13 protein-coding genes are annotated in these 14,186 nt (G+C 69.2%); 10 read left to right on the top strand and 3 right to left on the bottom strand.

Translation table 11 applies throughout. The features are described from left to right. Positions 1-17 precede the first annotated feature (17 nt). The 3 genes from ACZ7M3_RS41200 (at position 18) to ACZ7M3_RS41190 (ending at position 3,480) form a co-directional block, all read left to right on the top strand. Positions 18-1,400 carry an SMI1/KNR4 family protein gene (locus ACZ7M3_RS41200; protein WP_472070569.1) on the top strand — a complete coding sequence of 461 codons (1,383 nt, stop codon included), beginning with the start codon at positions 18-20 and terminating at the stop codon, positions 1,398-1,400. A 276-nt stretch (positions 1,401-1,676) separates the two neighbouring features. Next, positions 1,677-2,660 (top strand): Dyp-type peroxidase, encoded by a 984-nt coding sequence (locus ACZ7M3_RS41195; protein ID WP_472070567.1) that lies wholly within the window; start codon positions 1,677-1,679, stop codon positions 2,658-2,660. A gap of 22 nt (positions 2,661-2,682) precedes the next feature. Beyond that, a complete protein-coding gene (locus ACZ7M3_RS41190; RefSeq protein ID WP_472070742.1) occupies positions 2,683-3,480 on the top strand; it encodes a family 1 encapsulin nanocompartment shell protein in 798 nt (265 codons plus the stop codon). Positions 3,481-3,538: 58 nt separating this feature from the next. Here the strand turns inward: ACZ7M3_RS41190 and ACZ7M3_RS41185 are convergent, their stop codons facing one another. Next, positions 3,539-4,003 carry a GreA/GreB family elongation factor gene (locus ACZ7M3_RS41185; protein WP_472070565.1) on the bottom strand — a complete coding sequence of 155 codons (465 nt, stop codon included), beginning with the start codon at positions 4,001-4,003 and terminating at the stop codon, positions 3,539-3,541. Between the two features lie 173 nt (positions 4,004-4,176). On the opposite strand from ACZ7M3_RS41185, the gene ACZ7M3_RS41180 reads away from it, so the two are divergent. The 5 genes from ACZ7M3_RS41180 to ACZ7M3_RS41160 all read left to right on the top strand — a co-directional run bounded on the left by ACZ7M3_RS41180 (position 4,177) and on the right by ACZ7M3_RS41160 (position 10,246). Continuing rightward, entirely contained in the window at positions 4,177-4,557 is a 381-nt protein-coding gene (locus tag ACZ7M3_RS41180; protein WP_472070563.1) for an NUDIX domain-containing protein, read from the top strand. Between the two features lie 123 nt (positions 4,558-4,680). Continuing rightward, entirely contained in the window at positions 4,681-4,986 is a 306-nt protein-coding gene (locus ACZ7M3_RS41175; RefSeq protein WP_351306147.1) for a hypothetical protein, read from the top strand. Positions 4,987-5,315: 329 nt separating this feature from the next. Next, positions 5,316-5,942 (top strand): DUF1345 domain-containing protein, encoded by a 627-nt coding sequence (locus tag ACZ7M3_RS41170; protein WP_472070561.1) that lies wholly within the window; start codon positions 5,316-5,318, stop codon positions 5,940-5,942. A gap of 79 nt (positions 5,943-6,021) precedes the next feature. Next, positions 6,022-7,746: an FUSC family protein gene (locus ACZ7M3_RS41165; protein WP_472070559.1), complete on the top strand. Its 1,725-nt coding sequence runs from the start codon at positions 6,022-6,024 to the stop codon at positions 7,744-7,746. 151 nt (positions 7,747-7,897) lie between these two features. Beyond that, positions 7,898-10,246, top strand: coding sequence for an FdhF/YdeP family oxidoreductase (locus ACZ7M3_RS41160; RefSeq protein ID WP_472070558.1), 2,349 nt, complete (start codon positions 7,898-7,900; stop codon positions 10,244-10,246). 19 nt (positions 10,247-10,265) lie between these two features. Here ACZ7M3_RS41160 and ACZ7M3_RS41155 read toward each other — a convergent pair whose 3' ends face one another. Beyond that, complete coding sequence (locus tag ACZ7M3_RS41155) at positions 10,266-11,198, bottom strand: LysR family transcriptional regulator (protein WP_472070557.1); 933 nt, start codon at positions 11,196-11,198, stop codon at positions 10,266-10,268. 109 nt (positions 11,199-11,307) lie between these two features. Here ACZ7M3_RS41155 and ACZ7M3_RS41150 point away from each other — a divergent pair, with 109 nt between their 5' ends. After that, on the top strand, positions 11,308-12,195 hold the full coding sequence (locus ACZ7M3_RS41150) for an SDR family NAD(P)-dependent oxidoreductase (protein WP_472070556.1): 888 nt from the start codon (positions 11,308-11,310) through the stop codon (positions 12,193-12,195). A 62-nt stretch (positions 12,196-12,257) separates the two neighbouring features. Next, on the top strand, positions 12,258-13,064 hold the full coding sequence (locus ACZ7M3_RS41145) for an SDR family NAD(P)-dependent oxidoreductase (protein ID WP_472070554.1): 807 nt from the start codon (positions 12,258-12,260) through the stop codon (positions 13,062-13,064). Between the two features lie 58 nt (positions 13,065-13,122). On the opposite strand, the gene ACZ7M3_RS41140 is transcribed toward ACZ7M3_RS41145, so the two are convergent. Continuing rightward, positions 13,123-14,034, bottom strand: a complete 912-nt coding sequence (locus ACZ7M3_RS41140; protein WP_472070552.1) for a helix-turn-helix transcriptional regulator — start codon at positions 14,032-14,034, stop codon at positions 13,123-13,125. Positions 14,035-14,186 lie beyond the last annotated feature (152 nt).

The following is a 14,186-nucleotide window of genomic DNA, read 5'->3' as shown; positions in this document are numbered from 1 at the left end:
ACACCCGGAGGCCGCCGTTGCCCTCGATACATGACTTCGCGATCTGGGAACCCGTGCTGCGGCTTCTGCGGACCGCCCACGCGGAGAGCATCGCCGCACCGGGCGGCTACGTGGCGGGACGGATCGGCCAACACGGGTGGAGCCTGCCCATGCCGCGGCGGCGCCCGCAGCCCGGACGAGCCCTCCAGATCGAGGACATGCGGGACGAGTTCGACGCGGTGGAGCGGGTGCGCGGCGCACTCGCCGACGCGGGTGTCGACGACATCTCGTTCGCGGCGGAGATCTCGCCCGACGGGAGCGCCGTACTCCACCTGCTTCACCCCAGCCCCGCCGCGGAGCCCGGTATCGGCAATCCGCATCCGGGTTCACTCATCCTGGTCGAGGATGCCGTCCCCGAACCCTGGCGCCGCCTTCCCGAACCGGTTCCCGGAGCGGTGCCCGCCCCGTCGGTGGATCTGGCGTCGCTGGAGCGGACGCTCCGCGAGCGGATCCCCGATGCCATCGGCGCCACCGAGGCGGAGATCGCCGCCGCGGAAGCGCGCCTCGGCGTCGTGTTGCCCGACGAGTTGAAGGTGCTCTACCGCGTGACCCGGGCGCGGTGGGAGGACTGGGGCGACGACTACGAGGCGGCGGAGCATGTCTACGATGCGGTCGGCTGCGAGCTCTTCTCCCTGGACGCGCTGTACATCGCCGACGCTCCGTCCCGTCCGTCCCGCTGGCAGTTCGCGGCGATGAAGGCGGTCGGCACCCCGCCCGATGCCGCGGTGCAGGGTCTGGTCGGCCCCCGCGGCTGGATCGTCTTCGGCGACAACGGCGGTGGTGACCGCATCGCGGTGGACCTGACACCGGGCCCGCGCGGACACGTGGGACAGATCATCATGCTCGACCATGAGCAGGACGTCGGCGGCGACCTGCTCGCCGGCTCCCTCACCGACCTGGTATCGAACGGACTCGGCGAAGGGCGCCGGGGCCCTCGCGGGGACCAGCCACCCGCCGTGGCTCGGGTCAACATCGCAAGCCTGAGCAGTATCGAGGCCGCCGTCCATCCCGAGCTGGAGGTCCTGTCCATCGGTGTGTGGGAGGGAGAGCCGCTCAGCCTCGCCCCCGTCACCGGACTCCCCCGCCTGCGGACTCTCACGGCCTACCCCGGGACGCTCGCCGACCCGCTGGAGATCGCCGAGCTGACCGGGCTCGAGTTCCTGGAACTCGGGCCGGAGGACTGGCGTGTCCTGCTCGATGCCGGAGCCGTCCCACGTAGCCTGTCGGCCGCCTCCATCGAGATCCACGGCAGCCGCCACCCGCTCCCGATCGTGGCCCTCGCCAACGAACTCCTCGCCCTCTGGGACCGCCCTCCCATCACCCGGTCGACCCTTGAAGGCAACCTCGGGCCCGTGGGGTAGACGGTTCGCCCCGGGGGGTCTTCGCCCCGAAGTCCTGGGCGCCGCTACCCTTTCGCGACCCCATATTGCGGATCGCCAGGATTCCTTCGTGAAGAGGGCACAATGGATGGGGGCTAATCCTCGACCACCAGGGGCCGGGTGCAATACGCGCAGGCAGGCGCCTGTGTGCCCGCACCGGTCGACATCGCCGCGACCCAATCCTAGTATTTATTCTGTTTCCTCACGTTATTCTGCCGTGCGTAGCGCCATAGCCACGACAAGTAGGAGGCAGGCTCCGTGGTTGAGTCGCAGTTCGTGATGGCCCCACCCGCCAAAGCCGCCCTGTTCCTCGTGTGCACCATGGCACCTGGCGGCGAGCCTGCCGTTCGCGACCTGCTCCAGGACGTGGCCGGGTTGCGACGATCGGTCAGTTTCCGCGCTCCGGACGCGGAGCTGAGTTGCGTCGTCGGCATCGGCTCCGCCGCCTGGGACCGCCTCTTCGCAGGACCCCGCCCACGCGATCTGCATCCGTTCGTCGCCTTGACGGGCTCCCGGCACCGAGCCCCGTCCACCCCTGGTGACCTGCTCTTCCATCTGCGAGCCCACCACATGGACCTCTGTTTCGAACTGGCCCAGTTGATCGGCGAACGTCTCTACGGAGCGGTCGCCGTGGCGGACGAGGTGCACGGTTTCAAGTACTTCGACGAGCGCGACCTCCTCGGCTTCGTCGACGGCAGCGAGAACCCCGAGGGCCAGGTCGCGGCCGACGCGGTGTTCATCGGTGACGAGGACCCCGATTTCGCGGGCGGCAGCTACGTGATCGTGCAGAAGTACGTGCACGACCTTGCCGCCTGGAACGCGTTGCCCACGGAGGAACAAGAAAAGGTCATCGGCCGCACAAAGCTGGCGAACGTCGAAATGCCGGACGACATCAAGCCCGCGGACTCGCATGTCGCACTGAACACCATCACCGACGCGGACGGAAACGAACGGAAGATCGTCCGTGACAACATGCCGTTCGGCAGCATCGGGCAAAGGGAGTTCGGTACCTACTTCATCGGCTATGCGCGCACTCCCGAGGTGACCGAACAGATGCTGAGGAACATGTTCCTCGGTGACCAACCCCATACCCACGACCGAATCCTCGACTTTTCCACGGCGGTCACCGGCTGTCTGTTCCACGTACCGAGCGCCGACTTCCTCGACGACCCGCCCGCCGCGCCCACCGGAGCGTCGGCGGCCGAGGGCTCCCTGGGGATCGGCAGTCTCAAAGGAGCCTGATCACGTGTCCACGCCCAACGGTATGAACAACCTGCACCGCGAACTCGCGCCGATCACGCCCGAGGCATGGGCACAGATCGAGGAGGAAGCCCGCCGTACCTTCCAGCGCAACGTGGGGGGCCGTCGTGTCGTGGACGTCACCGGACCCGACGGTCCCGCGCTCGCCTCGGTCGGCACCGGCCATCTCACCCGCATCGAAGGGCCCGGACCGGGCGTCACCGCTCTCCTGCGCCAAGTACAGCCCCTGGTCGAACTGCGCGTCCCCTTCAAGGTCGGTCGCGATGCGGTGGACGACGTAGAGCGCGGCTCGAACGACTCCGACTGGCAACCGGTCAAGGACGCGGCGCGCGCCATGGCGTTCACCGAAGACCGGGCCGTCTTCGAGGGGTACGGGGCAGCGGGCATCGACGGACTGCGCAGGCGCACCTCCCATCCGGTGCACGGCCTGCCGGCGGAGACACGCGATTACCCGGATGCCGTCAGCCGCGCGCTGACGACCCTACGCCTGGCCGGAGTCGCCGGCCCGTACTCGCTGCTGCTGGGCGCCGACGCGTACACCCTGGTGAGCGAGACGTCCGACCACGGCTATCCGATCACGGAGCATCTCAGCCGGATGCTGGATGCCCCGCCCATCTGGGCGCCCGCGGTCGACGGCGCCTTTCTGCTGTCCACCCGCGGTGGGGACTTCGAACTGCGGCTCGGTGAGGACCTCGCGATCGGCTACACCACGCATGACGCGAACGAGATCGAGTTGTACTTCCGCCAGAGCCTGACCTTCCTGGTGTACACCGACGAGGCTGTGGTGGCACTCGGCTCGTGACCGCACGGCTCCCGAGCGGGACGGGGATTGATTGTCCTGGGAGACGGCGATACGGGTCCTACGCGGCGCCCAGCGACTGCACCGTCACGGTCGTCCGTCCCTCGGGCGCCTCGTAGCTGACGGAGTCACCGGCACGGTGGCCGAGCAGTGCGCGGCCCAGAGGACTGTCGGTGGTGACCAACGTCTGGTCCAACGGCTCGGCGACGTCGCCGATCTGGACCGTCTCTTGGCCGCCGTCCGCGAACCGTACAGTGACGGTGCTTCCCAGACCGACCACATCGGTGCGGGGCGGACCGGCCTCCGCCGCCCCGTCCAGCCGCACGGTGATCCGGGTGATACGGGCGTCGAGGTGGTCCAACTGAGTGGCACGCTGCAACTCGTCGGCCTGGTCGGCGGTGTCTCCCGCCGAGTCCGTGTCGCCCAGGGTTGCCGCGACCGCGTTGCGTTCGGCGTGCAGATCCGCAAGCTCCTGTTCGAGCGCCCGACGGGCTTCGGCGCTGATCGGCCCGGCTTCACTGGTCATTCCTGCTCCCGTTGTGCGGGTGGAACAGCTGGGTGACGATGGGCGATTCCGCTGTTTACAAGCATAGACGCGAGCTCGCCGCGCCGCGTGAACCGATGTGCCCCGGGTAGGAAAGGGGGGCTCGGACGGGGCCGGTCGGCCGGTCGCGCGAGGAGGAAAGGGACGGTTGGGCCATGACGCTGGAGCAGGCTGCCCGGGGCGTGGTGGACGCGGTCGTCATGTACGACGGGCGTCTGCTGATGGTGGGCGCGCAGGGCAGCTGGGGGCTGCCGTCGGGCGCTCCGCAGCTCGCCGAGTCGGCGGAGGCCAGCGCGGCGCGCCTCGTGTACGAGCTCACCGGGTACCTGGTCGACGGCACATCGGTTCTGCGGCCGCAGGGGGCGGCTGGAGAGGACGCACGGCCCGCTGTGGTGTGCCAGCTGTTGAGCCGGGCCCCCTCGGCGGAGGCGCGACTCGGCCCGGAGCAGATCCGCTGGGCTCCGTTCGCCGAAGCCATCGACGCGGGGCTGCCCGAAGCCGTGCGGGACTACCTGGTGGGCCATACCCCCGTGTAGGGATGCGGGCGCGGCAATTATCAGGATCGGTTCGTGATTTCAAGTCACGCTGTTCCGTGACATGACGCGAAGCCCCTCGGTGAAGTTTTCTGGATGCAGAATTTCTCAGATCAGGAGATTCTCATGCAGATCATCACCATCACGGCCGCCGTCATCGTCGGGGCATTGTCCAGCATCATCTACGTGCAGTACGCCGCGTCACGCAGCCCGGGACGACCGATCCCGCTGTTCTCCACCCGGCTCGCGCTTTTTCCACTATGGGCCGACGTGACGTTCACGACGGGCTGGATCGTCAGCTCATTCACGCTCATTTTCATGCTGCCGATCTGGGTGGGAGTGGCCGCTTGCTGCGGGGCCACGGTAGTCCCCTTCGAGGTGACGCGCCGCCGTCACAACCGCCAGGTCAGAGGCCGCGTACTCACTCCGTGAGCGCGATGCCGGATACCACCGGCACCGCGGTCGTGGCCCCGCCACCGGTGACCGTCCCCAGCCAGCCCCCTTGCCAACAGCTCGCTCTCAAAACTCTCGACCAGGTCGTGAAGGGAAACTTCGTCGCCGTCTCAGCGCGCTTCGAGAAAAGGGCACATCGAAGGTATGTGGTTTCTCAGAAAGGAGTTTCCGGTCCCGTAGGAGCTCGTGACGCGATCACGGCGCGTGGACGTCCCGTACGTCCGGACGCAGGCGGGATCCCGTCACCCCCTGGTCCCGCTCTCGCCGTGCCGAGGAGCCACGAAGCACTACCGTTGTGGCTTGTGAGCGTGAGCATCCGTTTGTCGCTTTCCGCAGTCCCACGGCTCGCCATCGCGGTCGCCGTCGGAGCGGCGGTCGGCGTGGCCGTCGCATTGTCCAGCGACACTCCGCTGGCCATTCTCGCGGGTATCGCCGCGACCCAGACATTCTTCGTGGTGGTCGGCTGGATCGTGCTGTGGCCGATGGACGCCGCCTCGACCCGAGGCAATGCTCGACGCGAGGACCTGCGTCCCGTCCTCGAGGAAATCGTCGTCGTCACCGTCGCTCTGTGCGGTCTGGTCGGCATCGTGGTGTTCCTGCTCGGCAACTCCGACACCGGCCATGCCGCGACGGCGCTGCTCGGCGTGTTCATGGCCTGGGCGGCACTGCATCTGATGTACGCCACCCGCTACGCGTACCTCTACTACGTGGATTCCGAGGGCGGGATCGATTTCAACTCCGACCAGCCGCCGGCGTACCGGGACTTCTTGTACTTCAGTTACAACCTCGGCATGACCTACCAGGTCTCCGACACCGACGTCTCCAGTGGGATCATCCGCTCGATGGTGCTCCGGCACACATTGCTGTCGTACGTCTTCGGCACGAGCATTCTGGCTACCGCCATCAACCTCTTCGCAGGAATCCTCGTTCACTGATCTCGAAGAAGTGGGCAGATGTGGCAATTCCACGGGTGGATCGCGCAATTGTCATGGTGTCCCGGACCGTCTCGGTACCATGTCCCGCCATCACCGCACCACATTGACGCGCGTACTCTCGCCGCGCGGCGCGCTCACCCTGCACGCGGTGGACGGAGCGCTCCTCTTCGCTCTGCGCGCGGCACTGGCCATGGCACTGCCCGCGGTCCCGTTGGTGCTCTCCGGACGAACCGCCCTCGCCGTCTTTCCCATGCTGGGCGCGTTCACCACCACGTTCGGGCGCAACCTGCCCTACAGCCGTCGCGCCCGCGTCCTCGCCGTGGCCGCGGTGGCCATGACGATGTGCGTCGGCCTTGGTGCGACGCTCGCCGCACTGACCGATCCGCAGGCGGGAGGTGTCGGCGCTGCCGCGGTGATTGCCGCGATGGCGGTCACGGCCGGCCTGGCGAAGTTCCTCTGCGACGCGACACGGCTGAGTGGCCTCGGTGCCGTGCTGATGCTCTTCTCGTTCGCCGTGGCGGCCAACGGCCCAGCCGACGGGCTCACCGACGTGCTCGCCGAGACAGGGCTCGCCGCAACGGGCGCGGCCACGGCCTGGGCACTGGCACTGGTGGGCTGGGTCGTGCACCCGGACCGCCCGCAGCGGCTCGCGGTGGCCGTGGCCCTCCGCGAACTCGCCGACCTGCTGGAACAAGGCGGAGGAACCGATCGCGCCGTGCACACACGGCACCGGGCAACCGCCGCCGTCCTACGGGCGTATCAGTCGCTCGGCCTGAGCCCCCTGACAGCCGATCAGCGGCACGGCGAGCGGAGCGGGACATGTGTCTTCCTGACCGACCTCGCCTGGTCGCTCCTGATCACCTCCGTACGCCGGCAGACTCCCGACGCCCCGACAGCGCGGTATCTGCGTGTGCAGGCTCGGTACCTGACCGTCAGGTACCGCCGTCCCCCAGCCCCGCTGCCGCACCCGATGTTCCCGTCCACCCCGTCCACCCCGTCCACAGATACGGCACACGGCCATCCGGACGAGGCCGGTCCCGCGGCCCGGCGCGCCGCCGAACTGACCGTGGGGAGCGGTGCCGGCAGCCCGGGCCATGTCGCGGTACTTGTCGTCCCCGCGTTCCGGATGGCTCTCGGCACCGGCCTGGCAGGTGGCCTGGCCGCGTTCCTGAGCTTTGGACACGGATACTGGGCCGCACTCTCCGCGGCCGCCGTCCTGCATTCCGTCAACGTCCGCTCCACCTTGGAGCGTGCCCTCCAACGCACCCTGGGCACGGCGGCCGGGCTCTTGATCGCGTTCGGCGTGCTGGCCACCCACCCGGTGCCGACGGCTCTCGTCGCCCTGATCGTGCTCTTCGAATTCCTGCTGGAATACACCGTGGCCCGGAACTACGGCCTCGGCGTCGTCTTCCTCACGCCGCTCGCACTGCTGATGAGCGACCTGGCGTCCCCGGCCCCTGTGGGAACGCTCGTCCACGACCGGACGCTTGGCAGTGTCCTCGGCATCCTCATCGGTCTGGCATGTGCCCTGCTGGTGGTCCACGGGCGTCCGGCAGCACGTGTGGAACGAGCGCTGGCCGCGTGCGGCGAGGCATCCGAACGCGCCGAACAGGCACTGGCCGACTCCGCCGCCGTACCGCACCCTGCCGTTCAGACACAGCTGGCCGTGGCTGTGGTGGAGCTGCGCGAGGCGGACGACACCGCTGCCGGGGAGCTGTACGCGGCGGATGTCGACCCCGCCCGACTGGCAGCCGCGGAGCAGCGCGCCTATGTTCTGCTCGAGCGCCTGCATCGGGCGAGATGAATCCCGCACATACGACCGGCGCGGACGACCGGCGGGCGCCGCATGACGGCCGTGGGGTGCGTATGCGTCTGTGGCCCGTTTGAGGGCGCCACAGGATGGTTGTAGCGTTTCCACATACTCCTTCGGCGGTGCATACGAAGGGCTGACCAGCATGACTACCTCGGATGCCGACAAGGCTGTCGCGGAAAACGAATCGCCGCACGACGCGGAGACACCGGCTGGGGGCGAGGGGCCCACCACCGAGAAGCAGCTGTCGCAGCGGGCCTACCATCATCCGGCCGCCGGCTGGGGTGCCGCCAAGAGCGTGACGCACGTCCTCCTGCGGGAACACACGCTGATCGACGGGCCACGCGCCATCTTCAAGATGAACCACGAGAGCGGGGGCTTCGACTGCCCGGGCTGCGCGTGGCCCGACGACACCAAGGGTCTCAAGCTCGACATCTGTGAGAACGGCATCAAGCACGTCACCTGGGAGATGACGCCCAAGCGTGCCGGACGTGAGCTGTTCGCCGCGCACTCCGTCTCGGAGCTGGCGACATGGACCGACTTCGCGCTGGAGGACACGGGCAGGCTGACGGAGCCGATGGTCTACAACGAGGAGACGGACCACTACGAGCCCATCACCTGGAAGGCCGCGTTCGAGCTCGTCGGACGCGAGCTGCGGGCCCTCGACGACCCGAACGAAGCCGCCTTCTACACCTCGGGACGCCTCGGCAACGAGGCGACGTTCCTGTACCAGTTGATGGCCCGTGAGTACGGCACCAACAATCTGCCCGACTGCTCCAACATGTGTCACGAGGCGTCAGGACGGGCCCTGCATGCGTCGCTCGGCACCGGAAAGGGCACGGCCGACCTCGCCGACTGGGAGAGTGCCGACGCCCTGTTCATCATGGGCGTCAACGCGGCCTCCAACGCTCCGCGCATGCTGACCGCGCTCGCCGAGGCATACCGGCGGGGTGCGCAGATCGTGCACGTCAATCCACTCATCGAGGCGGCCGCCACCCGGACCATCGTCCCGCACGAGTTCGTCGACATGGCCCTGTTCAAGTCGACGCGCACGAGCACGCTCAACCTGCAGGTCCGTGCGGGCGGCGACATGGCGCTCCTGCGTGGCATGGCCAAGGCGGTGATCGAGGAGTCGGCCTCGGACCCGAAGGCACTCGACCGCGAGTTCATCGACCGCCACACCCAGGGATTCGAGGAGTACCGGGCCCTGTGCGAGGCGACACCGTGGCACGAGCTGGAGCGCCAGTCCGGGCTGACGCGCGCGGACATCCTGAAGGCCGCCGACGTGTATTCGCGGTCCGACCGGACCCTGATCAGCTGGTGCCTCGGGGTGTCCCAGCACGAACACGGTGTGGACACCGTTCGGGAGATCGTCAACCTCCTGCTGCTGCGCGGGAACCTGGGGCGCGAGGGCGCCGGGCCGTCACCCGTGCGCGGGCACAGCAACGTGCAGGGGAACCGTACCTGCGGCATCGACCACCGGCCCACACCCGAGTTCCTCGACCGGCTCGCCGACGTCTGCGGCATCGACCCTCCCCGTGCGCACGGGCTGGACACGGTCGGCGTGGTCGAGGGGATGCACCGGGGCACGGTCAAGGTGTTCGTCGGAATGGGCGGCAACTTCGCGATGGCCGCCCCCGACACCTCGTACACCGCCGAAGGACTTCGGCGCTGCGGACTGACGGTCCAGGTCAGCACGAAGCTCAACCGCAGCCACGTGATCCACGGCAGGAAGGCGCTCATCCTGCCGTGTCTCGGCCGGACGGAGAAGGACCACCAGCGTCGTGGGCCGCAGTCCACCTCCGTCGAGGACTCCATGAGCATGGTGCACCTGTCGCTCGGCATGAAGCGCCCGGCGTCGCCCCATCTGCTGTCCGAACCCGCCATCATCGCCGGCATGGCGCGGGCGACGCTTCCCGACAGCGTCGTCCCGTGGGAGCAGTACATCGAGGACTACGACCGTATCCGGGACACCATGTCCCAAGTCCTGGACGGCTTCGAGGACTTCAACCGCCGCGTCCGGCTGCCGCTGGGGTTCCGGATCAAGCAACCTGCCCGCGAACTCGTCTTCCTCACCCCGTCCGGCCGCGCCGAGTTCTCCGCCGCCGTACTGCCGGATGTCGTGCCCAAGGACGACATGTTGGTGCTGCAGACGATGCGCTCCCACGACCAGTGGAACACGACCATCTACTCCGACGACGACCGCTACCGGGGTATCAAGAACCTGCGCACACTCGTCCTCATGAACCGCGCCGACATGCGCTGCCGTGGCATCGTCCCCGGCAGCCTGGTCGACATCACGGCCACCTCCAAGGACGGCAGCAAGCGCTCCCTCACCGGGTACCGGGCGTTGAGCTACGACATGCCCCGCGGCTGCGCGGCGGGGTACATGCCCGAGATGAACGCCCTCATCGGTGCGGCCGACTACAGCACGCAAAGCGATCAGCCGCTGATGAAGACCGTCAACGTCCGTGTCACCCCGAGCCGGCTGTGACATGGGGGGACCGGGACCGTCACGGGTCTGAGCCCGGCGGGTCACCATCGAGGGCCGCGGCACGCAGGGCGGCTGCCACACGTGTGACCGGTTCGCTCGGCGGGTGGGGAAGGCGGGCCAGGAACAGACGCCGCTGCTCCTGGGGCCCACCGCGCACGGGAAGGATGCGTACCCCCGGTGGTGCCGCCTGGATGAGTGCGGGCGGCACGGTCGTCAGCCCGCACCCGGCGGCGACGAGGTGAAGTTTGGCCAGCCAGTCGCGGGCGGTGTGGGCGATCTCTGGCCGTTCGTCCAGACCGGGCCACACCCCCATCAGCCGGTCCTCACCGGAGGAGGAGCCGGCGATCCAACGCTGCCCGCGCAGATCGGCCACGTCGACGAAGTCGCCGCGGCCGAGCGGGTGGGTGGCGGGCAGCGCCAGGCACAGCGCGCGTTCGGTGAGCGTGTGCAGAGTCAGTGGCGGCGACTCGGCGTCCGGCGGCCGGAAGGGCGGCGCCGACGCCAGCAGGGCGAGGTCCAGGCTGCCGGCCCGCAGGGCGCGCACGAGCGCCGGAGTGCTGCCTTCGCGGCTGACGATGTGCAGGCCGGGGTCCGTGCGGCGCAGCGCGGCCAGGGCTCGGGGCAGCAGCACGGCCCCGGCACTGGGGAACCATCCCAGCCGGACCGTCCCGGTCTGCCCCGGCAGGCCGGACAGTTCACGCGCGGTCGCGTCGATCTCGTCGAGCACGGTCGTCGCACGGCGCATGACGACGAGGCCGGCCGCGGTCAGCCGTACTCCGTCGCGCCGCCGCTCCAGCAGTTCGGCTCCTGCCACGCGTTCGATCGCGGCGATCTGCCGGGACACGGCCGACTGGGTGTAACCCAGCGACGCCGCGGCCGCGGTGAAGGTCCCCTGTTCGGCCACGGCGCGGAAGACGCGCAGCGCGGTCAGTGACACATCCGTGAAGTCCATGACGCTTCCAAATCCGTGATCAACGATCACTGGCCCATGCCGATTACGCATACTAGCCGTGCGTGAATCTCGTTGGACTCATGGCCGCCGCGTTTCTAGCGTGGCATGCATGAACGCTTCGCGCATCGCCCTCGTCACGGGCGCCAACCAGGGACTCGGACGTGCGCTCGCCGAAGGGCTGGCGTCCCGTATGGACCCCGACGACCTCGTACTGCTCACCGGCCGCAGCCACCAGCGCGTCTCGGACGCCGCCCGCGAAGTGGCGCACCTGCCGGGCACACGCAGCCATGTCCAGGGCCAGGTCCTGGACGTCACCGACACCGACGGCATCGCCCGACTCGCCGACGAACTCCGGGCACGGCACGGCGGCGTCGACGTCGTGCTCTCCAACGCCGTCGCCCGACTGCTGCCCGAGGAGTCCCAGGCCGAGCGCGCCGACGAGTTCATCGACGTCTCCAACACCGCCACGCACGCGATCCTGCGCTCGTTCGGACCCGTCCTGCGTCCGGGCGGCCGACTGATCGTCGTGGCCAGCAGCCTGGGCACCCTCGGCCACCTCGATCCGCGGCTGCACCACCTGTTCGACGGGGCGAGCCTCGACCAGGTCGAGTACGCCGTCGAGTCCTGGCGCAGCGCCGTCCACAACAAGACCGCCGAGGAGGCGGGCTGGCCACGCTGGCTGAACGTGCCCTCGAAGGTGGCCCAGGTCGCCGCCGTCCGCGCGGTCGCGGCCGAACGCCGCGAGCACGACCTCGCCGACGGGACCCTGATCGCCTCCGTGTGCCCCGGCATGGTCGACACCGCCACCTCCCGGCCCTGGTTCAGCGACTTCAGCCAGGCCCAGTCGCCTTCCGAGGCCGCCCGTGCGGTGCTCGACCTGGTCTTCACCGAGCACGTCGATCCCGCCCTCTACGGCGAGTTGATCCGCTTCGGCAAGGCCCTGCCCTGGCACGACGGAACGCCACCGGTGGAGCAGGACCGACTGCTCAGGCCCTGACGGCGGAAGCTCGCACGCCCGTCAGCACACAGCATCCTCGACTCAAAGCACGGAGTTCATCCGTGAGTGCCATCACGACCCCGTTCGGTTTCTCGAGCACGGCCACCGAGGTCGCGCAGGGAATCGACCTCACCGGCCGCCGCGCCGTGGTCACCGGCGCCTCCTCCGGCCTCGGGGCGGCAACGGCCCACGCCCTCGCCGGCACCGGTGCGGAAGTGACCCTGGCCGTCCGGGACATGACGGCGGGCGAACGTGTCGCCAAGGACATCACCGGGTCGACCGGCAACCAGGAGGTGCGTGTCGCGCACCTGGACCTGACCGACCCCGCGTCCGTCACCGCCTTCACCGCCGCCTGGAAGGGCCCTCTGCATGTGCTGGTGAACAACGCGGGCGTCATGGTTTGTCCCAAGAAGTACACCGAGCAGGGCTGGGAGTGGCAGTTCGCCACCAACCATCTCGGCCACTTCGCTCTCACCACCGGCCTGCACGGCGCGTTGGCCGCCGACGGCGCCGCCCGCGTCGTCGTGGTCAGCTCCACCGGTCATCAGCAGTCCCCGGTGGTGTTCGACGACGTCAACTTCGCTTTCCGCCCCTACGATCCATGGCTCGCCTACGGTCAGTCCAAGACCGCGGGTGTCCTCGTCGCGGTGGAGGCCACCCGTCGCTGGGCCGGCGACAACATCACCGCCAACGCGCTGATGCCGGGTGCGATCTACACCAACCTCCAGCGCCACACCGGCGGCCGCGGGAGCGGACGGGTTCCCGCCCACCTCATCAAGACCGTCGAGCAGGGCGGCTACGCCGTCGATCCGGAAAACGCACGACGGCTGTGGACGCTGTCGGAGCAGTGGTCGGCCAACGCCTGGTGAAGGTTCCTGACTGACCGGTGAACCTTCCTGACTGACCGGACTGCCGTGGAGGTCTCGGTCAGGGCCGCGAGTGCGGTTGCTGTTCCGGCTTCATGTCCCGGTGCCCGGCCGGCTCGAGGGCGATCGCGTCGAGCAGGAGCATGGCGTCGTGGTCGGGGGTGCCGGGTTCGGCGATGTAGACGCCGAGGCGTTGGCCCGGGGTGCCTTCGAGGTTCATGCTCTGGCCGCTGAGGGTGAGGACGCCGACCTGGGGGTGGTGGAAGGTCTTCTGGATCCTCTTGCGTCCGACGACGTCGTAACGCTCCCACAGTTTGGCGAAGTCGGGGCTCTTGAGCAGGAGTTCACCCACGAGGTGGGTGAGGTCGGGGGCGTCGGGGGCGGTGCCGGCCAGGCTGCGCAGCCTGGCGACACAACCGCGGACCAGCTCCTCCCAGTCGGGGAAGAGGGTGCGCGCGGTGGGGTGGAGGAAGAAGTAGCGGGCCAGGTTGCGCTGTGTGGCGGGCCAGTCGGCGAGGCCCGCGTACAGGGCGAGGCCGCCGGGGTTCCAGGCGAGCAGATCCATGCTGCGGCTGATGATGTAGGCCGGGCTCGGCCGGAGCGCTTCCAGGACCAGCTTCAGGTGCGGGCGCACGGTCCTGCTGGGCGGCGGCGGGGGTTCGGGAGCGTAGCGGGCGGCCCTGGCGGCGAGCTCGCGCAGGTGCTGGTGCTCGGCGTCGTCGAGGTGCAGGGCGCGGGCGAGGGCGTCGAGCACGGCGGGGCTGGGGCGGGTCTCCTTGCCGCGTTCCATGCGGACGTAGTAGTCGATGCTCATGCCGGCGAGCGTGGCCAGTTCCTCGCGGCGCAGGCCCGGGGTGCGGCGCAGGCCGGGCCCCACGGTGAGGCCGACCTGGTCGGGGCGGGTCTGGGTGCGGCGCGCGCGCAGGAACTGACCCAGCTCCGTACCGCCGCCGCTGCTCTGCGCGGATGCCATACGGTCAGTGTCACACCGCGCTGACCTGTGTGGCAGGCGTGTGGGGGGCCCTGTCATTACCCCCGAACGCCGTTCCCCGGCACAGCCCGGCCTGCCACCGCCGCCGCGCAGGCGCGAGGCTCGATCTCCGTCAGCACCTCGCCCGTCCCAGT

The sequence above is a fragment of the Streptomyces sp. NPDC111656 genome (assembly GCF_055656965.1).
This window is presented reverse-complemented; position numbering and strand designations above follow the sequence as displayed.